Consider the following 25,278-nt stretch of genomic DNA (forward strand, 5'->3'; position numbering starts at 1 on the left):
TTTAAAAATGAAAAAGTCGACCAAGCTTTTATTTGTAATAATTTGTATTATTTTATTTCTATCCGGTTCACTGTTTCTTAGGCTAAAAATCAAAAAACCCGTCAACACAAGTGTTGTGCCAATGGATATCGAGTTTGCTGCCTCAAAAAAAAGTTCATCAGGGGTCGACCCCCAATCACCAATTATTATCTCCAGTAGTCAAACTCTTGATGCCCAAGCCATTTCTCAAGCCATAAAAATTACCCCGGAAGCCGATTACTCGGTCAAAAAAATAAACGATAACTCAGCCGAGCTTAACTTTAGAAAACCTCTCGAAAAATCAACCGTCTATCAAATTAGTCTAAATCGCTCAAGATGGGCTTTTCAAATCGAGTCTCCCCTTGCCGTTACCGGTTCTTTGCCCGGCAACAAATCTACCGATGTCAACCCCAATACCTCAATAGAGTTTTATTTGAATAATCCTGATTTTCTTACATCAGCCAACCAATATTTTAATATTCAGCCATCCGTTTCCGGCCGTTTTGAAAAACATCAAAATTCTCTCGTGTTCATCCCCTCATCTCTTACCGCCGACACCTTATACACCGTTACTCTTAAAAAGGGATTTCCTCTGGCCGACAATTCCCAAAAATTACCCGATGATTTTTCTTTTCAATTCGAAACAGGCAATACCGACAAAACTCAAGTTTCGCGTTTTGATTTTCAAAAACCCATCTTCGAGTCATCTCCCGACAAACCTCCTATCGCCATTATCAGCAATTGGGATCCGCCCTCTCAAAAAGTAAAAGCCAAGCTTTATCAATTCAACAGTACTGATTTCCAAGACTGTCTGACCCAAAAGATTGCCCTTCCTTCCTGGGCTCGTCATAGCCGATATTATCGTTGCCAAACTACCGGGAAATCAATTTCTGAGTTTGAGTTGGACACAAAATCCCCCACAGAATATGGCTCGAAATACCTGGAACTTCCTTCAAAATTACCCATCGGGTATTATGCCCTTGAAGTCATCAACCCCGACACCTCAATCAGCCAAACATTAATTGAAGTATCACCCCTTTCATGGTTTTATTGGATAGGAGTCGATGATTCTTTGTTTTGGGTAAACGATTTGGTTTCTCAAAAACCACTTGCCGACGTTAAACTCTTTCTCGGCTCAAAAGAGCTTGGTGCTTCAAATACCGAAGGATTAGTCAAGCTCACTACCCACAGCGATTTAAAATCCCGTCAAAACCAAATACTAACCATAAAAACCGCCCTCTTTACCGCCTATAATCTCATTGAATATCAGAATACCTATGGCGGCTATTTTGCTTCTTCCGAAGCCGAAATAGAAAAAAACAAATATTGGTCGTATCTGTACACCGATAGAGCGATATATCTTCCTTCCGACAAGATTAGTTTTTGGGGCATCGTAAAATCACGAGCCATCCAATCCCAAGAGCCAATTACCGTCGAGCTCTCCCGGAATTCTTACTCTTATTGGCGAGAGGAAAATTCTTCGGACAATATAATCAAAAAAATAGAAATCACCCCATCCAATCATGGCACATTTCAGGGGGTCTTTGATTTCTCCAACCTAAACCCGGGATATTACAGTCTCATTGCCAAAAAAGGGGACACCTTTATCACCCAACAAGGTTTTTCGGTTGAAACTTTTAAAAAACCCATCTTTCGGATTACAGCTAAACCTCAAAAACTTGTCATCTGGGCCGGTCAGCCAAACAAAGTTGATCTTTCGGTAAAATTTTATGACGGCACTCCTGTTTCCGAGACCCCAATAGTTTGGAATATGTACGATAGCACCGGAAATAAAAAAGGTGAAATTATAACCGACAAGGCCGGAAATGCTAGCCTTGAGATCCCAACCGTTTACGACTCAACAAAAAATTATTGGCCGCAAAATGTCTCGGTCAACTTCCGACCCAAGGGTATGCAGGAAGCCGACATCGACACCTACACTTCCTTCTTTGTGTTTGGGCCGGAATATAATTTGACCGTAGATTCGGAAACCATAGACAGTCAATCCCGGATCACTGTCACCGTAAGAAAAAATGACCTAAGTTTATTAGAGAAATCTCCCTGGAAGAATGAAGGAAACCCGGTGGCAAACCAGTCCGTTTCTGTCAAAACCGAACGGGTCTGGTACGACAAAGTAGAAACCGGAGACTACTACGATCCTATCAACAAAATCACCTCAAAAAGATATCGGTACGATAAAAAAACCGAAGGTGTGTCCAGCCAAAACTTAATCACCGATAGCAACGGCAAGGTCACCTATTCTCAGCCGGTTATCTCCGGTCAGCAATACGAAATTTTCGTCACTGCAATTGACTCCCAAAATCGGCCTACCAAATCCACTATCTATATTTCCGGCTCCAACTCGTCATCATTCGCTGATTTTTATGCCAAAACTTCAAAAGACAAGTATTCTCTCGGAGATCAAATAGAAGTATCTCTTAATTACGGCAATGATCCGGCTCCGACTTCCGAACCCAACAAATATCTCATTTTCTTTGTCAGAAATGGAAAAATTTATAACACGACCGTTTCCGAAAATAATAAACTTAGTTTTCAATTCGGAAACGATTACGTTCCAAATATAATTTTGAAAAGCGTTTGGTTTAGTGGTTCTACCTACAAGATCAGCAACAATGCCCGTAGCTTCTTGACAAACGGCCTCAACCTCACCTTCGACACCTCATCAAAGGAGCTGAATATTGATGCAAAAACCGACAAGTCAAAATATCAACCAGGGGAAGAAGCCCTGGTTGAATTATCTGTTAAAAATAACGCCAATCAGCCTCAACCCAATACCAAAGTCCTTCTTTCGGTGGTAGATGAGTCACTCAGTGATATCGGCGGAATCTCTTCTTCCGGCATCCTATCAGAATTATATTCTTCACTCGGTGAAGGTCGATTGGTAGATTATTACTCAAATCAAGTACCCGAAAATGGTGGCGGGGCCGAAGGCGGTGGCGGCGGTGGAGAGAGCCGTTCAGTATTCAAAAATACTGTTGCTTTTACCGAACTCACCACCGATGCCACGGGGGTCGCTAAGTACAAACTAAAATTTCCCGACAATATTACCTCCTGGCGGGCTACCATGCTAGCCGTCGGGAATGATCTCTCGGCCGGAGATGGTCAGTTACTTATTCCTGTTACCAAGCCGCTTTTTGTCGACATAGTGACCAACGACGAATTTATCATCACCGATAAACCAAAAATTACTGCCATCAGCTACGGCGAGGGCCTCGACACTGATTCGCAAATTAGTTATTCTCTTAACTCTCCCAGCTTAGGGATAAACCTCAAAAATATCTCCCAAAAAGCTTTTCTTCCGCTCGAATTTGATTTAGGTCAATTAGTCCCCGGGAAGCACCGCCTCGAGGTCAAGACTTCCTCCGGCAGCTTCAACGATATCCTGATTAAAACCATAGATGTGGTCAAAAGCCGAAACCTATTGCCAAAACAGGAAATAATAAGTTTAGACAAACAGTACAAGCCAATCTTTACCAGCCAACGCCCGGTGTACTTTACCTTTATCGACAAAGGCCTGAACTCCCTCTACTCAAAATTAAAACAATTTACCGGCCTCAACTCCTATGGTCTCAATGAGAGAGTAGACCGCCTAGTTGCAGAAAATATTTCTGTCGGACTTTTATCCCAATATTTTTCCGAAGATACGGTGGAAACCGAAGAAAGCTTTAGCCGGTATATCCACGAAAAAGGTGTCAGTCTCATGCCCAACTCCGATGCCGATCTGGTATTGACAGCCAAGTTCGCCGCCGCCAATCTTCCGCTCGTCAGTAAATCTCAGCTTTCCTCCGCCCTCTCGACCTACTTTCGTCAAGAAACTTCCATTGAGCGGGCCAGTGCCGCTCTTTGGGGTCTTTCGGAAACCGGCAAATCTCTTCTTACCTCCATCGATATCTTATCGAAAGAAAAAAATACTCCCCGGGGCCAAATCTATCTCGGGCTAGCTTTAGCTTCCCAGGGTGATCAAATTTCCGCCGGGAAGATCCTGAATGAAATTATTGCCAAATACGGCGTAAAACAGGATCCATATCTTTTCATCAAAGTCGACAACAATGAGCAAAATACCCTCGAAAATACAGCTTTGGCCATGATCTTATCGGCCAAAGTCGGCTCCATTGAACTGCTTGATAAACTGTGGTCATATCTTGATATTGCCAAATCAGAAGAACAACTTTATGTCTTGGAAAAAGCCATTACCATAAAATCGTCCATCGCCTCATACCCATCATCACTCTCCGAGTTTGAATATCAGTTATTGGGTCAAAAGTTTACTAAAAAATTATCCGACGATAAAATCCATACAGTCGTGGTTCCTCAAAACGAATTATCCACTTTCTCTGCCACCCCTATTTCCGGTTCAGTCGATATTATTGTTCGCTGGTGGGAAGATTTTGACTTATCTCAAGTTACGGTTAACCAAAATATTTCTCTCGATGTTTCTACCGCTCCCATATCCAAAATATCCGGTTCTGAATACATGGAGTTTATCGTTACCCCCAAAATTTCCAAAAACACCACCAACGAATCATATTTAGTTTCCGTCAATCTCCCCTCCGGGCTCAGACTAATCGACAATCCCTACTTCTATAAAACCCTGAGCGGGAAAAATGAATTTTTCAGTTTCCCATCATATATTGAAAATAACCGGCTCATTTTCCGATCAAATTTTACCTATCCTATTCGCTTTTTAGCCCGACCAATCAACAAAGGTCAATTTTCTTTCGAGCCGTCATTTCTTTATTCGTCAAGCACTATTAATCAGCTAAATGTCTCGAAACCTCATCCTGATATCACTATTAATTAGTTTTGCCGTTGGAATCTTTGCCTATACCCGAAAATCAGCCGACGGTTTTACGGTTCTCTTGGTTCCCCACAACCATATTTTTCAGCCCAAGATAATGGAGTTTATGGACAGACAATACCACCCAAATATTAAAAATATCATAATCCTGGGAACCAATCATGCCGATGCCGGTCCTGTGATTCTAAAAAGTGACGACGATTACAGCATCCAAAATATTGTCCCAGTTGTCAAAAAAATGTATCCAACCGCCAACATAATGCCTTATATTTTTCGTCCCGGCCACGATCTTCTCCAAACTCTATCCTTTTCCGAGGATATCAAAAAAATCTACCACCCCGACAACACGGTTATTATCGCCTCAGTTGATTTCTCTCACTATACCTCCTTGTCGCAGGCAGATGTCTTTGACCAGGAAACCATTACTGCCCTTAGAAACAGGGACTACAACCAATTAATCACCTGGGGGCCGGAGCACACTGACTGCCCGGACTGTTTAATCGTATCATCGAATTTAGGCGACAGCTTCTCCCTTACCGGCAGAGAGTATCTTGACGGGACTAGCTATATTTTTGGTATTTTCCGCTGATTACTCCTCATCCTCACCGATTTCCTCAAAGTCCGAATTACCATAATCAGAGGTATTTGTCGCTCCTTCGCTTACCGGTTTATCACTACTTTCCTCAGGAATAACCATCTTAAATGATTCAATGATTGTTTCAAATACCTCTCCCATTCTCGGTGATGTTAAAAAATTTCCTTCGATGGTAAACAAAATCGCCTCGTCGATTGTTCCCACCACCGTTTTCCCGTCATTGAAAGTAATTTTTTTCGCCTTTAATCCCGACAACAAAATATCTTCAACCTTTCCGCCAACAACCGCTTTGTCGCTCTTCACCCAGGCGTCAACCTTGGCATATTCTGTATCCTTTGCCATTATCAATATTTCTCCACCATTTTCTTGGTCACTAATTTTCAGATTGGCATAATTGACTTTATCGTCAGGGTGGTTGTCAATCTTTAGTCTTTCGGGATATTCAAAAACAAATCCGGCCGGATCCTTCCACTCCACCAATTTATCTACGATTACGGTAGGTGACGGCGCTATTTCTGTCGGGGTTACCGATGTCTCAGTTTTCTTGCATCCGCCCAAAATTGCTGTAAAAATCATGGCAATTATTATCAATCCGATTTTATTTTTCATAATTGTAGGGTATCATAACTCATTATGAAAAAGAATATTCCTTGCCTGATTTTTGTTACACTGGCGACATTGATTTTTTTTACACCTGCCTCTGCTCAGGCAGCAAAAAAAAGGGTATTTAAATCAGGATCGTCTGGCTCTAATTTGTCTACCGGTACACCCGCCGTCTATCTCAGCCTCCGCCGCGACCGTCTGGCCCTAAACATGTCCTTCGTCAACCTCAAGGCCACCAAATCGGCCACCTACGAGTTAACTTATCAAGGTAGTGGCAATGATCAGGGGGTATTTGGGTCTGTAAAACCAACGGAGTCGGGCCAGCGCACCCTATATTTTGGTACCTGCTCGCATGCCGTTTGTAACCCCCACAAAAATATCCAAAATATGAGATTGTCAATAAAATATACCCTAAATAATGGTAAAACCATTTCCAAAAGGTATAAAGTAAAAGTCTAAGACCGAACTTTTTTTATCTTAATCCCATACATTATTATCCCTTTCCCGTCGGTATCTGCGATTCGTCTAAATACACACTTTACTTTATCTCCGATTTCCAAAAGCTCGTTATCAACACCCATTAATTCCCGGCATTCGTCCCCAAATCTAACCAGAGAAAAGGTATACGGGGCCATATTTTGCAACATCAAGGGCGGCACTCGGATAGTCGTCGTCGCCACCACCTCTCCCTCTTTACCTATTATTTTTGCCCACCCCTTGTTGGCTCTCCAATATTCTGCCGGATATCCTTTCACTTTTTACCTCCCAATATATGAACTACTGCCGTTGCGCCGCTGCCACCCACGTTCTGTGCCAGTCCGGTTTTTATTTTTTTATCTAAAATCAGCTGCGATAAATAAGCAATTTGTTTTATGCCGGTTGCCCCCACCGGATGTCCGTTGGATTTCAACCCTCCCGAAGGATTAATTACAACTTTTCCTCCATATGTAGTTTTCCCCTCAATCGTTGCTTTCCCCCCCATCCCTTTTTTAAAAAACCCCAGGTCCTCGATTGCCAAAATTTCCGCAATAGAAAAACAATCATGAATTTCTGCTGCCCCAATATCGTCTGGCCCTACGCCAGCCATTTTGTATGCGATCTTCGCCGCTTTTACCCCGGCCTCGATGGTGGTCAGTGAATTTCTTTTTGCCAAGGACAAGCTGTCCATTCCTTGTCCAAACCCAATAATTTGCGGGCAATTTAATCCATATTTAGTCGTCAAAATCACCGCGGCCGCCCCGTCCGAAATAGGGGAGCAATCAAACAATCTAAGCGGGGCAGCAATGATTTCACTTTCATTCACTTCCGCTATAGTTATTTCTTTGTGGAATTGTGCCAGTGGGTTCAAAAGTCCATGTTTATGGTTTTTAACACTAACCGCCGACAGCTCATCCCTTGTCGTTCCGAATTCCTTCATGTGTTTCTGAGCCATCAGTGCATATAACCCCGGAAACGTGCTTCCGTATTCCATCTCCACGTCCGCCGCCCCCACCAAACCTTCTGTCGCCGTCGGGTTTGATACATCAGTCATCTTTTCTGCTCCTACCACCATTACAGTTTTATATCTGCCCGACAATAGAGCCAATTCTGCCGCAATCATTGCCAAACCGCCCGAAGCACAGGCCCCCTCAATTCTCATTGCCGGTGGCTGATTTTTTAGTATCTGGCTTGCCATTGCTCCCAAATGAAGTTGCCCGTCAAATATTCCGCCGGCCATATTTGAAACAAAAATTGCTTCAACTTCTTTATCATCCAAATTAGAATTTTTTATCACTCCCTGTACAGCTTCAGTCAGCAGATCTTTTAAACTCTTCTCCCATAATTCCCCGAATTTAGTAATGTATGATCCGGCCACAAATGTCTTCATTTTTCCGTCCTTTTTCTGTATTCACTATAACTTATGAAACGATTACCAATCTGGCTTGATAGAAAATTGTTCCAGTCAGCCTTCCTCTCCTGCATGTTCTCAGCACAGTTAAAAGCAAAACAATCAGATCCGGCCCCCGATCCGTATGAAGCCATAAAAATTTTCTCTCCCCCCTTCGCCTGGTCAAGTACATTAGTCAGCGCCATCAAGCTAGCGGCTGCATAGGTATTGCCAATCGTCCGGACGACCAGGCTATGTTTAATTTGGTCTTCCGAGCAGCCCATTGTTTTTGCCACCGCTTTTGGGAATTTCCCGTTTGGTGTATGAAAAATACAATAGTCAAAATCACTGATTTTCATATCCAGGTCAGACAAAAGTTTCCTACCGGCAGTCAGGATATGGTTAAAATATGCCGGTTCCCCGGAAAATCTGCCTGCATGTTCAGGAAATTCCTGCCTCGGCCGTCTCCAGAAATCAGGCGTATCCGTTGCCACCGATACCGTGCCAACCATTTCTGCCAGTAAATTTTCCCTGCCGACAAAAAATGCAGCTCCGCCTGCTCCAGCAGTATATTCCAACACGTCACCAGGCCGCGACTGAGCTGTATCTACCCCTATTGCCAGGCCAAAATCTGCCATCTTTGACTTTACATAGGCAAAACACGCCTGCAAACTTTGGGTTCCTGCCTTACAGGCAAACTGCATATCTGCCATGGCCATATATTTCTGCAACCCCAGGGCCTGAGCCACAATTCCCGAAGTTGGTTTTACCGCATAAGGATGGCTCTCGCTCCCCACAAATATTACCCCCATTTTTTTCTCCAAAAACTCTCTTTCTGTCAGCCTTAAATATGCCTGATATGCCGCCTCTACGGCAATAGTTGTACTGTCTTCGTCTATTCCTGGTACAGTTTTCTGTTCCACTCCCAAAACCGGCCCCATATCCTTACCGTTGTGAGCCTGGGCAATTTCACCGCTTTTGATTACTGATTCCGGAATATACGCGCCATAAGACACAATTCCGACACTTTTGTCCATGTAAGTATTATGTCGACTCACTCTCCAAAATCATTCTCCTAGTGTTAAAATTATAATTCAACTCTATGATCAACTTAAAAGATGCCATTCATTGGTATAGAAAACTACCAGAGAAAAAGCTCTATCTCGAATCTATCAGCGCTTTACTGACTATCCCGGTCTTGGTTACAGTCATCCTCTCAAATGTCATCAATCTTAAAAAAACCGCCCTATCAACTGCTACACCCATTACCTCTTCGCCGACGGTTATCCCCACTCATGTGGATACTGTATCTCCGACACTAGCTCCGGTTGTTACCGTCCAAATCGTTTATGTTACTCCTACCGGCGTTTCGACGATAGTTCCAACTAGCACAATAGTTCCTACCCCCACCGCCACCTTCACCCCCACCCACACCTCGACACCCTCTCCCAGCCCTACCACGATCCTCAATACTCCTACTCCTAGTTCAACTTCTACCCCGACTCCCACAGCGGCATTAATACCATCGGACACTCCGACCGTTCAACCAAGCCCGACTATTTGATTTCTTCTCTCCTTCCCCGCCCCCCCCCCTCAGGCTTGTTATTTTTCCCCCTCTCCCTATAATAATTATTACCCATGAAAACCGAAGTAATCTTTGATATTGAAACCAAAAAATTATTTGAAGATATCAGTTCGTTTAACCCCGCCGACCTTGGTGTTTCTATCGTCTCTTTGTATTTCCGCCAGGTAGACGAAAATTTAATCGAAAAGGAGGGCCAAATATATAGTTTCTGGGAAAACGAATTTTCGAATATGTGGGATTATTTTTCCAAGGCGGATCGGATAATCGGTTTTAATTCCCTTGGTTTTGACATACCGGCGCTAGTTCCGATCTCCCCTCTGAATTTTAAGAAACTGCCCCATTTCGATCTGATGGACAAGATTAAGCAAAATTTGGGTTTTCGCCTTGGGCTCGACGCTGTTGCCAAAGAATGTTTAGGGCATGGGAAAACGGATATCGGCACCAATGCCGTAGTTTATTGGAACGAAAATACCGCCGAAAGTCTGGCAAAATTAAAAAAATACTGTGAAATGGACGTGTTTGTTACCAAAGATATTTATGACTATGGTCTCAAAAATAAACATTTAAAATACAAAGATAAATGGAACACATCCCGGGTTTTCCCCATAGACTTTTCTTATCCGCAGTCAGAAAAAAATCAGATTAGTCTTTTTTAGCTATTCATGAGTATGGATGTCTCACCCTGAACCCTTTTCAAAACTGCCGCCATTTCTTCAGATATTTTACTATATGATCTTTTTTGAAGAATTTTAAGTATTTCCCCATAAAACCAAAATAATTTGTTTGATGCAACTCCCATTTTATTCCACAATTCCTTGCCCGTTGTTTTCATCGAGTTGGAAATTACCGTCAGGGTTACAATCTTGTCTGCTGCGCAAATCAACATTGCCTCCTGGCTCATCGTCTCTGCGTGTTGAAGGTACTTATTTTTTCTTTCCTCCCACGATGCCTGTCCCTTCAATTCGGATCCGGCCTCTTTGTCCTCGCTCACATCGAACACCATGGCCATAACCAATTCTCCAAAATCATTTTTAATATCAACAAACGAATAATCATCAACATTGTTTACCACGTTATGAACCAAACCGGCCACAATTACATTTTCGTCATTCGAATAATTAGAGAGTACCCAGGCAACCTCAAGTAAGTGCACGATAAAAGGTAAATTATCACCCTGGCGGACTTGCCCGGCATGTTTCTCTGCCGCAATCTTAATTGCCTTTTGAATTTTCGGTGTTAATTGCATTACTTATATTTAAACATGAATCTAGAGAATTTTACTGTCAGCCTCGTTCTTCTGAATTACTTCAAGGATATAGGTATCAGCCCCATATTCATCATTTCCCACAAACCGACCCTCTCCATTCAAAATTCTTTCAAACGGCAGACATTCCCGACATCCGTCCCCTTGCGGACATTTAAAAATTTGCATTTTTCTGGATAATTTTATCTTTCTGGCAATTTTGAGGATTTTACTCTTTGACACCTCCAAATCGGGCAATGGTTTGGGTGTTAGCTCATCATTCTTTTCCAGATACCAATAACTTGCTTTTGTAGTCTCCCGTTTTTGGCAATTAGCCACCAACAATCGGTAAATGGGAAGTTGCAGCGACTCGGCCCCCTCTTCATTTTTACTGGTTTTAAAATCAATAATATGGACACTGTCCGTCTCCGGCAAATATTCAAGCCAGTCAATCTTTCCGCACAGGATTATATTATCTTCTTCGGATAGCCAATAATATGGTAAATCCTGGTTTATTTTTCCTGCTAAGCCTGCAATTGGCCCCGGGTTTTTCATCACCCGCCGTATCATTTCTTCACCCCGACTTTTATATTTATACTCTGTTTCGGCATCACCAAAACCACCTTTTTCTGCCGAAATATTTATCCAAGCTCGCTCATATTTATCCAAAAGTGATTCCTTAAATCTGCTGCTCACCGGCAGCACTGATAGTGACTCTATAACTTGATGAACCGCTTGCCCCAAAGCCAGAGGAGGGGACATAATTTTAATTTTATGGCCGGTCTTTGGGTCCTTATAAACATTTTTAAGATAATACGATCGGGGACACGACTGAAACGCACTGATTGATGAATGCGACACCCACACTGCGCTATATTTATCCTTGGTCACACCTCTATGATACACTAATGACTATGTCTAGACCTGAAGCAGGAAACGCCTTGCTACTAGTTGGTCCTCAATACTTTGACAATAGACTCCCTATTAGCTCTATAAGCCGTAGAGTTTTGGAACGAACAGATCCTTTGGGGATAGGAATTGTTAGCGCCGTTTTAAAAAAACATGGTTTAAAAACCCATCTGGAAATTATGAGACCGGGCCATATTAACGATCTACAGTCTTATATTGAAGCCGCCGGTTCTGTTTTTATCTCTTCCAGATTCTATGATACAAGTTCAGCCCAAGAGGCTATAAGAATTGCCAATAAAGCCGGAAAAACAGTGATTACCGGCGGTTACGGTCCCACCCTCGACCCCGCTTCTTTTGATCGCTCAACCGCCATTGTCCAAGGTGAGGCGGAACCGGTATTAGATCAGTTAGTTGATGACTTAAAAAGTGGTCATCTGGAACCGGTTTACGATTCTACTAAACTTCCTCCGTTTGATCTTGACCAGTATATTTGGCCGGATAGAAGTATTTATCCAAGACCTGGTTTCGGAATTCCCAAAAAACACTCCCAGGAATTGGCTAGGGGCTGTGAAGAAGGGCACTGTATCTTTTGTTCCGGAGTACAATTGCAACGGACGTTTCGCTCAAGAGATTCCCGAGATACAATCGCTGAAATCGAGTCAATGGGAATTAGAAAAAGTGATTTTTTATTTTTTGTCGATTTAAACACGTTTTCTGTTCCCAGGGAAAGGTTGGTACCCCTTTTTACTTACTTAAAACAAAACAGAATCAAGTGGATATCAGAGGGCACGGTTGCCCCGTTATTGGCAGACTTAGAACAGTGTGGGAAAGACGACAGCCTTCTTGCACTCATGTCTCCTCAGGATGGGCTAGGTGGCTGTTATTCATTTTTATATGGCGCCGATGATCTAATCAGTACCAGAGTTAAAGGTTCCCGTGACAAGGAAAAGACAATGTTGGCACAAACGGTTAAAGTTTTCAGTGAATTCGGGATCCCCCTAAATCTTTCTGTAGTTGTTGGTTTAGACAACCATACTTTTCCTGATTCATTCTTCCAAATAGCCGATACCCTGAGGGAAATACGGGCTCCGTATACTTTTTTTCACATTGCCACTCCATACCCCGGTACTGTTTGGGGAGACAAAGTGTCGCAGCAAGGTAGAGTCACTGATTTGGATTCCACCCATTTTAACCACCGCAGAGTCGTTGCTGCCCCCAAAAATATGTCGGCCGATGAACTACAACAAGGTTACTTTTGGTTACAGAGAAAACTTTACAACCCGGGAGAAATTGCAGAAACGTTTAAAGCACATCATAGAAAACGGTCACCCAACGTTGTTCTCGATGCCTTTTCATCCGGTCTCCCTTTTGCTGTTGACACATTTTTAAGCAATCTTGAATTAGACGCCAGGGGATTCGTAGACCATAGGGCTTTAAGAAATCTGGACGAGGGATATACTAGATGGAAGAGTGCCAGTCATGAGAATTAACAAATATTTATCCTCAATCGGAGTTGCCTCGCGACGGGCTGTTGATAAACTTATTTCTGAGAATAGAGTCAGGATAAACAAAAATTATGCCCGGCTAGGGGATCAGGTTGATCCCCAAAAAGATGGAATAGAAGTAGACAACAAACCGGTCAGCAAAACAAACCCCTTTTTTGAGTACATTATTTTAAACAAACCCGAAGGAGTAATTTCCTCTACCGTCGACACTCACGATCGCCAAACCGTTCTCGATCTGGTCCCAAACAAATCACGCCTATACCCCGTAGGCCGCCTGGATTACGATTCCTCTGGGTTAATCTTGTTGACCAACGATGGTGATCTGGCGTTAAAGCTCACTCATCCCCGATTTCATTTACCAAAAACTTATCACGTCACAGTCACTGGGTTAGTTGATGACCGAAAAATTAATAAGCTCAAAAAAGGGGTAGATCTGGAAGACGGTAAAACTCTCCCCTGCGATATTTCCATCATCACTCGTCACCCGGGCAATACAGTTTTAGAAATTATCCTGTATCAGGGCAAAAAACGTCAAATAAGACGAATGTGTGAATCAGTTTCGCTAAAGGTCTGGAAATTGCATCGGGTAGCCATCGGCCCGATCACAATTGGCGAGCTTAAATCGGGAAAATATCGTCATCTTAAAAAGGATGAAATCTCCCGTCTAAAACAAATCAGCATTTAATGTAATATACTTTTTTATGTTTTCGATATTCAAAAAACCGCCGGTAATTGGCCTTGCTCTTGGAAGCGGTGGTGCCCGTGGACTGGCGCACATTGGGGTTATTAGATCTCTTTTAGAAAACGATATTTATCCCGGAGTTATTACCGGTTCTTCAGCCGGTGCCCTAATCGGTGGGCTATACTCCGCCTTTGGGAGGCTTAACGAAATCAATAAAATCGTTGATTCTATTGATTACCGTTTTATTCTAAAACTCATACTTGAGAGGCCAAGCAAGCAGGGAGTTGTCCGTGGTAATAAACTCGAGTCTTTTATAAACGAACAGGTGGGCAGTTTATCCGTCGAAAACACAAAAATACCCTTTTACGCGGTTGCTTCTGATCTGGTCTCCGGCCAGCCTTACGTTTTTAAAAAGGGCCCTCTCTCGATCGCCATTCGGGCATCAATATCGATTCCGCTATTTTTTTCCCCGGTTAAACTAGCCAATACTATTTTGGTCGATGGCGGTGCTTCCGTCCCCGTCCCGGTAGACATTGCCCGACAAAACGGGGCGGATTTTGTAATCGGTGTAAATCTTTATAAGTCATATTTTCCTCTTCCCCACGAAAAAGTAGACAAATCTAATATTTCAAAACTAGCTTTTTATTCCTCCCAAATAGTTCTAAATAGTCTATCGCAGGAAAACAATTCCCACGCCGATTTCCCTCTGGATCTCGAGATTCCCATCCAAAATACTCTTGATTTTGTCAAGGCCAAAAAATTTGTTGATATGGGTTATGAACAGACTCAATCAAAAATCCGGGATATTCTAAAAAAACTTTACAAATAATCAACTGTGATAAAATTAACCTAATGATAAACTGGCTAAAGAAAAATTGGGCATTGGCTATTCTTATTATTATTGTTTTGAGTTTTCTAAAAGAGCGATTTTTGGGCTCAGGAAATCTTTCTCTTCGTAATTCTGCCTCATATGACATGGCTATGGGAGGTGTTGCCCCCGCCCCAGCCGCCAAAATATCATCCCTGTCAAGCCGCACTGATTTTGTCCCTGAGTCAATTGCTCCCTCCGATGCGGTTGACCGCATGGTTATACAAGATACTAGCTTATCGCTTGTTGTAAAGGATGTGTCTACTGTAATTTCTCAAATCGAAACCGCCGCCAAAGGTTTTGGGGGCTATCTTGTTAACTCTTATCTGTCAAAACCTGAAGCCGCCGCAAGCGGCAACATAGTTATTCGTGTCCCCGAGGGAAAACGCACCGAAGCTCTAAGCGCCTTAAAAGGATTTGCTATCAAAGTCGTTTCCGAATCAGTCTCCGGCACCGATGTTACCGACGAGTATGTTGACCTTCAGGCCCGTTTGGATATTTTATATAAAACCAAGGCAAAATTCGACGAAATCTCTGCTAAAGCCTATACGGTAAATGATCTTCTGGAGGTCAATCGTGAGCTAATCAATGTTCAGTCGCAAATTGACTCTATCAAAGGTCGGCAAAAATATTACGAACAATCTGCAAAACTCAGCAAAATTACCGTCTATCTGTCGACCGATGAAATGTCTCTGCCCTACGCGCCCACCAACGAATGGCGCCCGGCCGTCATTTTTAAAGAAGCCGTCAGATCCCTGGTTGGTGCCTTGAGAAATATTGGGACACTCGCCATTTGGCTTGTTGTTTTCTCTCCGGTAATTATCCCTGCTGTCTTGCTCTATCGGTGGTACAGAAGTAAAAAGAAATGAACCGTCGGGCAATTTTTACGATCTTTACCATCGTCCTCACTGATCTGATTGGTTTTGGAATAATTATTCCTATCTTGCCAGCTATTAGTCAAAGTATGGGTGTCAGAGGTTTTTGGTTGGGCTTGTTGATATCCTCTTACGCCATTGCCCAATTTATTTCAGCCCCGATTCTGGGAAATCTATCTGACCGTTACGGCCGCAAACCGATTTTGGTAATCAGCAAACTCGGTACGGTCATTGCTTATATAATCTTTGCCTTTTCGAGAAGTTTTTCTGTCCTACTAATTTCCCGCCTGATTGATGGTTTTACCGGGGGGAATATCCCTGCCGCCCGTGCCTATATAAGTGATATCACCACCAAAGAAAACCGCTCTCGTGGTATGGCAATCATTGGGATTTCTTTCGGGTTAGGCTTTATCATTGGCCCGGCCCTTGGTGGTATTTTTTTTACAATCGGAAAATCACACACCCTTCCTGCCCTTGTCGGAGCCCTGCTTAGTTTTATTTCTTTGGTACTCACTCAAGTCTTTCTGGATGAATCACACCGCCTCAGTAAACCGGTTGTTTCCCGTACTTTTTCCATAAAAAACTTTCTAAAAGTGTTTGAAAACAAAACTATCCAGCAGATACTTATAATTCAATTCATTATTATGACGGCCACCTCAGGTTTTCAAACCACTATTTCCTTTTTTACGGATAAAATTTTCCGCTACACTCCTCAACAAAATAGCCTCATGTTTGTGTATTTCGGGGTACTCGGATTAGTAGTTCAGGGCTATCTTGCCAGCCGTCGTGGACCAAATGTTCACAGGATGATAAAAATTGGAATTATCGTTAATGCTGCCGGTATTATTTTTCTCTCTCTTAGCCCCACCTCCTCGCTATTTCTAGCTTCAATTGCCTTAACCTCGGCCGGTGGTGGTTTAATCGGGGTATTTTTACCGACTCTACTTTCAACTGTCGACAGCAAAGATCCGGAAGGGGAAGTTATGGGTGCATATGAGGGTATTGGCAGCCTTGGTAGAGTCATTGGTCCGGCCATTATCGGCAGTCTTATTGTAATTTTTCCCAGGCAAATTTATTTCACTTGCGGAATAGCAGTTCTTGCTACTATATTCTTTCTAAAAAAAATTAACCTAAAACCGCAATATTCCAAACCCTATCAAGGCAGTCACGATCAGATATATTCCGATTAGTGTCGACAACAACTTCGGGTTCAAAAGAATCAAAATCCCAAATATTAAAGACATTATCGGGCTTAAATTTTTTAGTATCATAAAAAATAATATCACTTCCTTGACATTTTTGTCCAATATTTATATCCTTTCAATACCCAAACAAAACCCAAATATGACTCTTTCCCAACCACTGGCTTCAATTCTTCGACCCAAAAATCTCGCCGAATTTATTGGTCAGTCACACCTTGTCGGTCCCGGCAAGCCGCTTCGTTTAGCCATAGAAACTCGTCAGCTTTTTTCTATGATTTTTTGGGGGCCGCCGGGGGTGGGAAAAACTACCTTAGCCCGGATTATTGCCAAAGAATGCGGGGTTGAAATATACGATCTTTCCGCCGTATCAGCCGGTAAAGACGACATCAAAAAAATCATCGGTTCTTCGGCTCCGGACCTTTATCAAAAAGTATTGTTTCTTGATGAAATTCATCGTTTCAACAAAGCTCAACAGGATTTCCTTCTGCCCTACGTCGAAAGTGGCAAGTTAACCCTGATCGGCGCCACCACCGAAAATCCCAGTTTTGAAATTATTTCTCCTCTCCTTTCTCGTTGTCGTGTTTTTGTTTTAAAGGAACTTTCTGCCGATGAAATGAATCAAATAATTGAACGGGCCCTGCCCGTCATTGCGAGGAGCTCCGCAACGAAGCAATCTATAAAAATTAACCCTCCCACTCGTGAATGGCTGATCAACATGGCCAATGGTGATGCCCGTCAATGCCTAACCATGATTGATAATGCCTTCACCCTTTATGGCAAATTAACCATCGATACCCTAAAATCTACTCTGCAAAATTCTTATCTCCGTTTCGACAAAAAAGGCGAGGAGCACTACAACACCATTTCCGCCTTTATAAAATCTATGCGGGCCTCAAACGTTGATGCCGCGGTTTATTATTTAGCCCGGATGATTGAAGCCGGTGAAGACCCAAAATTTATTGCCCGCCGCATGGTTATCTTTGCCTCCGAAGATATTGGTATTACCAACTCCTCGGCTCTAATGTTGGCCAATCAGGTCTTTCAATCAGTTACCTTAATTGGCTACCCAGAATGCGCTATTAATTTAGTCCATGGTGTAGTTTATTTGGCCAAATCCGCCAAAAATAGATCAGCCTACGATGCCCTCCGCTCCGCCCAAACAGACGTCAGACAGTTGGGTAATCTGCCGATTCCCCTCGAACTCCGCAATGCCGAAACCAAGTTAATGGAAGATTTAGGTTATGGCAAAGGCTACGAAAAATATTCTCAAAAAGATCTGCTTCCTGATAAACTAAAAGGTAAAAAATATTTTAAAGATTTAAAAAAATAATCCAATATGAAAACAATACTTGTGGATGCAGTTGGGACTTTTGTTATTGAAGGTGAGGGTGTCAATCAGCCAATGTTTGAACTACTCGAAAAATATCCGAACAAGAAAATAATTTTAACCAATGCCAATGATGAGCAGCTAGTCCCATTCAGCTTAGTTAATCTTCCTTATGAAATGTTTACTATGAAACACAACCCAGATAAGGTTGAGCCGGTATATTTCGAGACCATGTTAAAACAATATAATCTAACCGCGGACGATGTGATTTATTTTGAGCACAATCCAGATGCAGTCAAAAGCGCTGGGTCTGTTGGTATAAAATCGTATTTTTATGACTCGGAGAAAAAAGATTTAGATGGATTAAAATTTTTTCTTGATAACAATGGAGGAAATTGAGCGAAAATTTTTAGTAAAACAATTACCCGATTTATCCAGTATTCAGGTCGTAAATTATGAACGATATTATCTATTTGTTGGCAATGGTATTGAACTTAGAATACAGAGAAAGAATCATAAATATGAATTAGAGCGTAAAGTCACTACTGGTGATTTGACTCGCACTGGTAATTCTTGTCCATTGTCTCCTGAAGAGTTTAATTTGCTAAAACAATTATCAAGTAAATCAATTATTCGAGATGCTTATCGACTAAGTGAGTCTCCTAATGTATCAATAAAGATTTATCATGGAGATTGTGAGGGTCTAGTTCGGGCTGAATTTGAATTTGAGTCAGAGATCGAGGCAAAATCATTTATCCCACCTGAATGGTGTGGTGACGAAGTAACAAACACGGCTTTGGGTCGTGACTCTCGACTCTTGGCATTATCTAGGCAAGATTTATTAAAAGAACTAAAAGTAGTTGAGTCGAAGGTATGAAACTACTCTTAACTTCTGCCGGATTATCAAATCTCTCAATAGTCAAAGCCATTGAAAGGTTGTTGGGGAAATCTGCCAAAGGGGTTAAGCTGGCCTTTATCCCCACTGCGGCCAACGTTGAGCCTGGTGATAAAAGCTGGATGATTGAAGATTTGAACAATTTCCAAAAAACTGGTTTTGAGGTAGATATTGTTGATATTTCAGCTCTACCGAAAGAGATATGGTTGCCAAGAATTGAGAAAGTCGATGTATTGGTCTTTAGCGGTGGCAATACTTTTCACCTGATGTACTGGCTAAGAAAATCTGGCTTAAACCAACTGCTCCCAGAACTACTTAAAAGTAAAGTTTATGTAGGGATTAGTGCAGGCAGTATGGTTGTTTCAAAAAGTATTTTTCTAACCTCTGACAAACCAATTTTTGGTGAAGACAGATTGGGTGTGGCTGATGACAGAGGTCTGGGTCTTGTCAATTTTTACGTTCGCCCTCATTATAATTCCCCACTTTTTCCAAAGGCAAAAGAAAATGTGATTGCAAAGTCGGCCAAAACAGTCACCGAGCCAGTTTATGCTCTGGATGATAACGGTGCCATTGAGGTTGCGGACGATAAAATCGAAGTCGTTTCAGAAGGGGAATATAAGATATTTAATTAATTTTTACTTCTTCTCTCAATCTCTTTGTTCGCCATTTCAATTCTCACATGATACGGTGTACTTCGATATAAAACTGGCCAAAGCGGGCTGTAATCATCTAGAGGTGGAAAGTGAGCATTTCTGAACTTTTCAGTCACCGTAATCATCCCTTTGGGGTCGGTTATATGACTTACTGCAAATCTGTCAGCCTCGTACTCACTTCGCATTGCATACTGAATATTAAAAAGTCCCAAAGCAATCCCAATTATAGGAATAATATACAAAGGTAGCTTGCGAACAATAAAACAAGAAATTATAAAAAAGGTTATAAAAAATATCAGTTCTTTAATAGTATGGTGTAATTGATAGTGGCCAGTTTCATGAAGAACTACATACTCCTTTTCACTGTCGGTAAAATCTTGATTAAGTTGGCTTGATAGCATCATGAATGGTTTATTGGGAATTCCAATCATTACAGCATAAGGTCGAGGGGAGGCAATAATTCTAAAAGAACTTAGCAATAATCCAGTCTTCGATTGGATTAGGGTGATAAGAGGCGACTCCTTGATTTCTGTCAGTAACTTTTGTTTTTGTCCAATGCCCGTCAAATATAGGTTTATACCCATCCACTGAGTTACATATCCCATGACCAAAAATAAAAGAAGATAGCGCACCAATGGCTTAAAGCGAGTAAGCATATCAAAATTATATCCCCATCCGTCAGTTTGAGGTAGAATACCCCTGAACCTTCGATACCACGAAGTAAAAAATATTTTAAAGAAGTGAAAAAATAATGGATAGATTTGCGGAGAAGTATTCGACAAAATCGTCCCGCCTTTTTAATTACAATTATTCATCTCCGGGAATTTATTTCATCACCATTTGTACTCTACGCCATAACAATTTTTTTGGAAAAATTATTGACAATAAAATCAAATTTACCAAAATGGGAATAATTGCCAAAGATGAATTGCTAAAAACAATTATAATTCGTGATAATTTAACAATTAACCCGTGGGTGATAATGCCCAACCATATTCATTTACTAATCACACTTCCGAACACCCATGTAGAGACGCCCCGCGGGGCGTCTCTACATAAAAATCAAATATTTCCGCCAATTATCCCATCGCATAAAAACCACCCGGAATATTTTTCCAGACTAAATGTCAAGTCAAACCAGGAAATCCCAAAATTAATCAATCAATTTAAATCAAGAGTTACTATAATCTGTAGAGAAAACAAGTTATTTTTTGCCTGGCAACCACGGTATTACGATGAAATTGTGAAAGATCAGGGAAGATTCAAAAAAATTAAAACTTATATAATTAATAACCCCTTAAATTGGCAAAAAGATAAATATTATTTTAATAATTTAAAAAATAATCTATGAAAGAAAGAATAATATTTCAAAATTCCCGCTTTAAAATATCATTTGCTTGGTATGATCTTTGGATCGGGCTATTTGTCGATACAAATAAAAAACGGATTTATTTTTGTCCAATTCCGACGTTATTATTTACAATTAATTTGTGAAGCTCTTTTTAACTTCTACCGGTCTCTCCCCTCAAGTTGCTCCATTCTTTCTAAAGTTAATCTCAAAACCACCAAAACAATTCAAAGTTGCTTTTATTCCAACCGCTGCCGATCCTTACGATGATAAATGGTTTATGGAAAAAGATATCCAAACCCTTTCTGATTTTGGTTTTCCGGTTAACATTGTTGACCTTAAGGCTGATATCACTTTTATCCGCTCTCAGCTTGAAAAAAGTCAAATTATTTTTGTTGGTGGGGGAAATACTTTTTATTTACTTCACTGGATTCGTCAATCAGGAGTCGATAAATATCTTTCTCAACTTCTGGAAGACCGTTACTATATCGGTGCCAGTGCCGGTAGTGTTTTAGCCGGTCCCGATATTGCCATATCCGGCTGGGATCCCTCTTGGGATACCAACGACGTTAAGTTGCAAGACACTACCGGTCTCAATCTTGTCCCCTTCGCTGTTTCTCCCCACTATACCGAAAAACATAAAGAGATCTTAGCTATCAAAAGTCGGGAAGTTAATTACAAAGTTATTCCGATTACTGATACTCAAGCTGTTTATTTTAACAATGACAAATACATAATTATTAATTAATTAATCCATGATCGACAAAAATACCGTCTTTCAGTTTATTAAATCTCAGGACCTTTGCATCCTATCTACCGCGTCAAAATCCGGCAAAACCGAATCAGCTGTCATGGCTTTCGCTGTCGACGACAACTTTGTTATTTATATGTCTACCGAAAATACTACCCGCAAGTTTAAAAATATATTAAAAAATAATTTTGTTTCTGTCATCGTCGGTGGTCTTAAAAGCGATCCTTCAGTCCAGCTCGACGGGACCACCATAATATTAACCGATACCGAAATTGCCGCGGCCAAAGATTTTATGCTTTCCCTTCACCCTGAACTTAAAGACTATTTCAACACTCCAAACTCAATGTTTTTCACTGTCACTCCCTCCTGGCTTCGTTATTCCGATTTTTCACAGAATCCACCCGAAGTTATCGAGTTATCTCAATTCTAATAACCAAGTCCGGATACTGGGAGATATCCAGCCTTGGTGCTTAATCTTTCTGCTTCAGCGTCCAGATCGCCACTAATAACAGAATCACTGCCGATATTGTCCACACTTCCTGTGGGGGGAATATTTTGGTTAGCAATCCCGATATTATCAAACCGCTGGCCGCCCCGATCGTTCCCGATGCACTGCGGAGTGAGTTAACTGTCGACCGGACATGTGGTGCTATGTAGCGGTTGCTGTAATTAAACACCGCCAACGGCCACATTCCCCGGCCCAATTCATGTAAAAAGAACAAGGTCATAATCACCCATAGATTCACCAAAAAACCTGTTCCTACCATTGGCACCCCTATAAGGATTATCGGAATGGCCAATGTCCTCAACCCATCTCTGATCTTTGTCGACAACTTCGCGCCAAGAGCGGAAAATACAGCCACTCCTATCCACACGCTGCCCATCCACTCCGTTTTACCTCCGGCATCACTAAACACTATTTGCCAAAACATGTTGAAGGGCATCACACAAGCAGATACTAACGCATACAAAACGACCACTTGTCTTAATTTCTTATCTTTGGCAATAACTTTCGCCATGCTCCACACACTTGGGACGGGTTCACTTGGGTAGTTGTCCGGTTTTTCCGGTACATTTCGCCCTAAAAACCAGATTAACCCCAAAGCCAGAAACGATGAAATTCCCGCCAAAAGCCACGGCCATTGCAAGCCATATTTAGCCCCAATCAACCCTCCGAGTATCGCCGCCGGTATGGTGGCTAGTTTTGCCCAAAGTTGAGCCTTTGCTTGAGTTCTTTTGGTTACCTCTTCGTCTGTGTGATTTCGTAACCAGCTTTCCAGCGCTTCCGATTGCAGAGCATGCCCGATAGCGCCTATCCCCTCAGCTAGGGCAAACATCCAAATCGTCCGATTTAGCCCGTATATCGTCATTCCCACCCCCCAAAAAAATAGTCCCGATAAATAGACTCGTTTTTGTCCGATTCTATCAGCCAGGTTACCCGTAAATGGGTCAAAGATCGTTGAGGTGGTCATAAAAATCACATTCAGGATATTGACCTGGAGGAGTGTCAGGCCGGTTGCCGTCAGAAACAGCACGTATGTCCCAAAAAACCAGGCACTCGCCGCTTGCTCCAACACCTTTGCTACCAGAAACAAATTCACAATCCTCTTGTTCATCATTGCCTCCTTTGAACTTAAATTTTTAACGTACCGACCTAAACTGCTCCCAGTCTTGTTAAGTCGGTTAAACTTCCGAAAAGATCACTAAAAAAGCCTCCTTTCGGAGGCTTATCTGATTTAATAAAATGTTTATTTAAAAGTTAGATGTTACCTCCATGTTGGTTTCAGGGTAAATAGACCAAAGCATTACCCCGCCGTTTTTACCGGTTTCCGCCACAACAGGTGTAAAATAACATCTGTAATTTTTCATAACCCAAACATATTACACCTTATAGGATATATTTGTAAAGTACCCAAATTCGCTATAATGTTTCTATGAAAAATACCACCTCAATTTATCAGGAAATAAATAATAAACTGGATAGCCTCGGTAACAAAGGCACCCCGAAAGACCGAGCCTGGGTGCAAAAATATCTTGGTTCTGACAAGACCACTCTGTGCGTCAAAACCGGTGATATCAAAAAAATTGCCAAGGATATTTCCAAAAAATATGACTTTGACAAAAATTCGCTCGTAAATCTTCTGGACTTAATTTATTCAAAAGCTACCACCTTTGAAGAAATGGCAGTTGCCGCAAGTTTGTTGGGTGCTCTTCCAAAAATTAAATCCCGTCTCGACCCCGAAAGCCTCGATAATTGGCTTTTATTTACCGTTGGTTGGGCCGAAACAGATGTTCTATGTCAGTCAAACTTTACTGCCGATGATCTTTTAAACAATTGGCATAGGTGGCAAAAATTTTTAAGATATTTGGCAAAATCCGATAATATCCACAAAAGACGGGCTTCAATGGTCCTTCTTTGCAAATCGCTGCGCCAATCGGACGATCCAAGATTGATGAATTTTGCATTCGAACAAATCGAGAAACTAAAACATGAAAAAGAGATTCTTATCACCAAAGCCGTTTCCTGGTTGCTTCGTTCTCTGGTTAAATTCCACCCCCGCGAATTGTCTGAGTATTTAAATAACCATCAAACCACTTTGCCAAAAATCGCCTACCGTGAAGCCAACAGCAAACTACTGACAGGCAAAAAATATGTCAACAAATCCAAAAAATTTAATTAACTTTTTCCGGGAATAGTTTTCCTTTTGGTTTATGGAGCTTGTCACCAATTTCAAATTTATCCCACATTTCTTTGGATAAGCCAATTTTTCTGTCTCGCCCTACCGACATTTTAACTACCAAAAAATAAAAATGGTTGACTTTGTGGTTGTCATCAAAATCCCGGGTCTCATTGTGTTTTTTGTCAATTACTTCTCCTGTCCATTCTTCATTTTTTGATTTCATAACCAACTTAACAATAAAGCCCAAAAAGGCCAGTATCAAAACTAAAAAAACTCCAAAAAACAAGATCATCGGTCCGAAAACTACTGCTTTTTCCATAATTTTATGTATGGTTTATATAAATTAATAATGTTTTCAATAAATTTTTGATGTCCGGGGATTAGTCTGATAATCGAGTAATGAACACCTATAACCATAAAAGTTGCCCCTATCGGAATCAAAAAAAAGCCAATCAGTATTGGTAACAAAAAAAATCCCAACATAAGCAAAACAAATCCGATAATCGTGTATCTATTCGGCGCAAAAATAAATTGTAAAATAGTCATTATCATAGGGTGAGCAAATAATTATATCACCGCTCAGTTATGTACTATCTTTACATCTTAAAATGCGCGGACAAAACCCTGTATACCGGCATCACCACCAATCTGGATCGAAGGCTCAAAGAACACAACTCATCTGCCCTGGGCTCAAAATATACTCGTACTCGGCGGCCGGTTGTCCTCATCTATTCACAAAAATTCCCCGACCGTTCCTCTGCCACAATTGAGGAATCGCGGATAAAAAAATTATCGAGACGGGAAAAACTAATCTTCAGCCAAATTTCAGCTTCGGGGGTATAATAAGCCCTG

General features: G+C 41.6%; 28 protein-coding genes. 19 read left to right on the forward strand and 9 right to left on the reverse strand.

Annotation, left to right across the window (positions count from 1 at the left end; genetic code table 11):
• Nucleotides 1-7: 7 nt before the first annotated feature.
• Nucleotides 8-4,840, forward strand: coding sequence for an Ig-like domain-containing protein (locus WC841_00100; GenBank protein ID MFA5827749.1), 4,833 nt, complete (start codon nucleotides 8-10; stop codon nucleotides 4,838-4,840).
• Nucleotides 4,803-5,426: an AmmeMemoRadiSam system protein B gene (gene amrB / locus WC841_00105; GenBank protein MFA5827750.1), complete on the forward strand. Its 624-nt coding sequence runs from the start codon at nucleotides 4,803-4,805 to the stop codon at nucleotides 5,424-5,426. The genes WC841_00100 and amrB overlap by 38 nt, the downstream gene beginning before the upstream one ends.
• Here amrB and WC841_00110 read toward each other — a convergent pair whose 3' ends face one another.
• The gene (locus WC841_00110) at nucleotides 5,427-6,041 is read right to left on the reverse strand and encodes a hypothetical protein (protein ID MFA5827751.1); all 615 of its coding nucleotides are present in this window, start codon (nucleotides 6,039-6,041) and stop codon (nucleotides 5,427-5,429) included.
• Nucleotides 6,042-6,065: 24 nt separating this feature from the next.
• Here WC841_00110 and WC841_00115 point away from each other — a divergent pair, with 24 nt between their 5' ends.
• Nucleotides 6,066-6,494 (forward strand): hypothetical protein, encoded by a 429-nt coding sequence (locus WC841_00115; GenBank protein MFA5827752.1) that lies wholly within the window; start codon nucleotides 6,066-6,068, stop codon nucleotides 6,492-6,494.
• Here WC841_00115 and WC841_00120 read toward each other — a convergent pair.
• From WC841_00120 to WC841_00130, 3 genes are read right to left on the reverse strand one after another with little or no spacing between them, the layout of a single operon-like run.
• Nucleotides 6,491-6,790, reverse strand: a complete 300-nt coding sequence (locus tag WC841_00120) for an OB-fold domain-containing protein (GenBank protein ID MFA5827753.1) — start codon at nucleotides 6,788-6,790, stop codon at nucleotides 6,491-6,493. The genes WC841_00115 and WC841_00120 overlap by 4 nt on opposite strands.
• The gene (locus tag WC841_00125) at nucleotides 6,787-7,902 is read right to left on the reverse strand and encodes a thiolase domain-containing protein (GenBank protein ID MFA5827754.1); all 1,116 of its coding nucleotides are present in this window, start codon (nucleotides 7,900-7,902) and stop codon (nucleotides 6,787-6,789) included. The genes WC841_00120 and WC841_00125 overlap by 4 nt, the downstream gene beginning before the upstream one ends.
• Entirely contained in the window at nucleotides 7,899-8,939 is a 1,041-nt protein-coding gene (locus tag WC841_00130; GenBank protein MFA5827755.1) for a hydroxymethylglutaryl-CoA synthase, read from the reverse strand. The genes WC841_00125 and WC841_00130 overlap by 4 nt, the downstream gene beginning before the upstream one ends.
• A gap of 65 nt (nucleotides 8,940-9,004) precedes the next feature.
• Between WC841_00130 and WC841_00135 the strand changes: the two genes are divergently transcribed.
• Entirely contained in the window at nucleotides 9,005-9,466 is a 462-nt protein-coding gene (locus tag WC841_00135) for a hypothetical protein (protein MFA5827756.1), read from the forward strand.
• 74 nt (nucleotides 9,467-9,540) lie between these two features.
• Nucleotides 9,541-10,143, forward strand: a complete 603-nt coding sequence (locus tag WC841_00140; protein MFA5827757.1) for a ribonuclease H-like domain-containing protein — start codon at nucleotides 9,541-9,543, stop codon at nucleotides 10,141-10,143.
• On the opposite strand, the gene WC841_00145 is transcribed toward WC841_00140, so the two are convergent.
• Nucleotides 10,140-10,733 (reverse strand): HD domain-containing protein, encoded by a 594-nt coding sequence (locus tag WC841_00145; protein MFA5827758.1) that lies wholly within the window; start codon nucleotides 10,731-10,733, stop codon nucleotides 10,140-10,142. The two genes, WC841_00140 and WC841_00145, sit on opposite strands and share 4 nt — an antisense overlap.
• 21 nt (nucleotides 10,734-10,754) lie before the next feature.
• The gene (locus WC841_00150) at nucleotides 10,755-11,636 is read right to left on the reverse strand and encodes a PD-(D/E)XK nuclease family protein (protein ID MFA5827759.1); all 882 of its coding nucleotides are present in this window, start codon (nucleotides 11,634-11,636) and stop codon (nucleotides 10,755-10,757) included.
• An 8-nt stretch (nucleotides 11,637-11,644) separates the two neighbouring features.
• Here WC841_00150 and WC841_00155 point away from each other — a divergent pair, with 8 nt between their 5' ends.
• The 9 genes from WC841_00155 (at nucleotide 11,645) to WC841_00195 (ending at nucleotide 19,625) form a co-directional block, all read left to right on the forward strand.
• Nucleotides 11,645-13,129, forward strand: coding sequence for a hypothetical protein (locus WC841_00155; protein ID MFA5827760.1), 1,485 nt, complete (start codon nucleotides 11,645-11,647; stop codon nucleotides 13,127-13,129).
• Nucleotides 13,119-13,829 (forward strand): pseudouridine synthase, encoded by a 711-nt coding sequence (locus WC841_00160; protein MFA5827761.1) that lies wholly within the window; start codon nucleotides 13,119-13,121, stop codon nucleotides 13,827-13,829. Before WC841_00155 ends, WC841_00160 begins: the two co-directional genes overlap by 11 nt.
• A gap of 16 nt (nucleotides 13,830-13,845) precedes the next feature.
• Nucleotides 13,846-14,655: a patatin-like phospholipase family protein gene (locus tag WC841_00165; GenBank protein MFA5827762.1), complete on the forward strand. Its 810-nt coding sequence runs from the start codon at nucleotides 13,846-13,848 to the stop codon at nucleotides 14,653-14,655.
• Between the two features lie 23 nt (nucleotides 14,656-14,678).
• Nucleotides 14,679-15,563, forward strand: a complete 885-nt coding sequence (locus tag WC841_00170) for a DUF4349 domain-containing protein (GenBank protein ID MFA5827763.1) — start codon at nucleotides 14,679-14,681, stop codon at nucleotides 15,561-15,563.
• Nucleotides 15,560-16,759: an MFS transporter gene (locus tag WC841_00175; protein MFA5827764.1), complete on the forward strand. Its 1,200-nt coding sequence runs from the start codon at nucleotides 15,560-15,562 to the stop codon at nucleotides 16,757-16,759. The genes WC841_00170 and WC841_00175 overlap by 4 nt, the downstream gene beginning before the upstream one ends.
• A 154-nt stretch (nucleotides 16,760-16,913) precedes the next feature.
• The gene (locus WC841_00180; GenBank protein ID MFA5827765.1) at nucleotides 16,914-18,101 is read left to right on the forward strand and encodes a replication-associated recombination protein A; all 1,188 of its coding nucleotides are present in this window, start codon (nucleotides 16,914-16,916) and stop codon (nucleotides 18,099-18,101) included.
• A 6-nt stretch (nucleotides 18,102-18,107) separates the two neighbouring features.
• Nucleotides 18,108-18,497: a hypothetical protein gene (locus tag WC841_00185; GenBank protein ID MFA5827766.1), complete on the forward strand. Its 390-nt coding sequence runs from the start codon at nucleotides 18,108-18,110 to the stop codon at nucleotides 18,495-18,497.
• Nucleotides 18,475-18,975 (forward strand): hypothetical protein, encoded by a 501-nt coding sequence (locus tag WC841_00190; protein MFA5827767.1) that lies wholly within the window; start codon nucleotides 18,475-18,477, stop codon nucleotides 18,973-18,975. Before WC841_00185 ends, WC841_00190 begins: the two co-directional genes overlap by 23 nt.
• Nucleotides 18,972-19,625, forward strand: a complete 654-nt coding sequence (locus WC841_00195) for a peptidase E (GenBank protein ID MFA5827768.1) — start codon at nucleotides 18,972-18,974, stop codon at nucleotides 19,623-19,625. The genes WC841_00190 and WC841_00195 overlap by 4 nt, the downstream gene beginning before the upstream one ends.
• Here the strand turns inward: WC841_00195 and WC841_00200 are convergent.
• Complete coding sequence (locus tag WC841_00200) at nucleotides 19,622-20,302, reverse strand: M48 family metalloprotease (GenBank protein ID MFA5827769.1); 681 nt, start codon at nucleotides 20,300-20,302, stop codon at nucleotides 19,622-19,624. The two genes, WC841_00195 and WC841_00200, sit on opposite strands and share 4 nt — an antisense overlap.
• Nucleotides 20,303-20,397: 95 nt before the next feature.
• Between WC841_00200 and WC841_00205 the strand changes: the two genes are divergently transcribed.
• From WC841_00205 to WC841_00215, 3 genes are all read left to right on the forward strand, one after another.
• Nucleotides 20,398-20,997 (forward strand): transposase, encoded by a 600-nt coding sequence (locus tag WC841_00205; GenBank protein ID MFA5827770.1) that lies wholly within the window; start codon nucleotides 20,398-20,400, stop codon nucleotides 20,995-20,997.
• 139 nt (nucleotides 20,998-21,136) lie between these two features.
• A complete protein-coding gene (locus tag WC841_00210) occupies nucleotides 21,137-21,742 on the forward strand; it encodes a Type 1 glutamine amidotransferase-like domain-containing protein (protein MFA5827771.1) in 606 nt (201 codons plus the stop codon).
• Nucleotides 21,743-21,749: 7 nt separating this feature from the next.
• Nucleotides 21,750-22,175: a pyridoxamine 5'-phosphate oxidase family protein gene (locus tag WC841_00215; GenBank protein ID MFA5827772.1), complete on the forward strand. Its 426-nt coding sequence runs from the start codon at nucleotides 21,750-21,752 to the stop codon at nucleotides 22,173-22,175.
• Nucleotides 22,176-22,215: 40 nt separating this feature from the next.
• Here WC841_00215 and WC841_00220 read toward each other — a convergent pair whose 3' ends face one another.
• On the reverse strand, nucleotides 22,216-23,364 hold the full coding sequence (locus tag WC841_00220) for an MFS transporter (GenBank protein MFA5827773.1): 1,149 nt from the start codon (nucleotides 23,362-23,364) through the stop codon (nucleotides 22,216-22,218).
• Between the two features lie 315 nt (nucleotides 23,365-23,679).
• Between WC841_00220 and WC841_00225 the strand changes: the two genes are divergently transcribed.
• Nucleotides 23,680-24,426, forward strand: a complete 747-nt coding sequence (locus WC841_00225) for a DNA alkylation repair protein (protein MFA5827774.1) — start codon at nucleotides 23,680-23,682, stop codon at nucleotides 24,424-24,426.
• Here the strand turns inward: WC841_00225 and WC841_00230 are convergent.
• The gene (locus tag WC841_00230; GenBank protein ID MFA5827775.1) at nucleotides 24,419-24,745 is read right to left on the reverse strand and encodes a hypothetical protein; all 327 of its coding nucleotides are present in this window, start codon (nucleotides 24,743-24,745) and stop codon (nucleotides 24,419-24,421) included. The genes WC841_00225 and WC841_00230 overlap by 8 nt on opposite strands.
• Before the next feature lie 266 nt (nucleotides 24,746-25,011).
• On the opposite strand from WC841_00230, the gene WC841_00235 reads away from it, so the two are divergent.
• The gene (locus WC841_00235; protein ID MFA5827776.1) at nucleotides 25,012-25,269 is read left to right on the forward strand and encodes a GIY-YIG nuclease family protein; all 258 of its coding nucleotides are present in this window, start codon (nucleotides 25,012-25,014) and stop codon (nucleotides 25,267-25,269) included.
• Nucleotides 25,270-25,278: the final 9 nt, after the last annotated feature.

The organism is Candidatus Shapirobacteria bacterium (assembly GCA_041659325.1).
Taxonomy (GTDB): Bacteria; Patescibacteriota; Microgenomatia; order UBA12405; family UBA12405; genus JBAZYN01.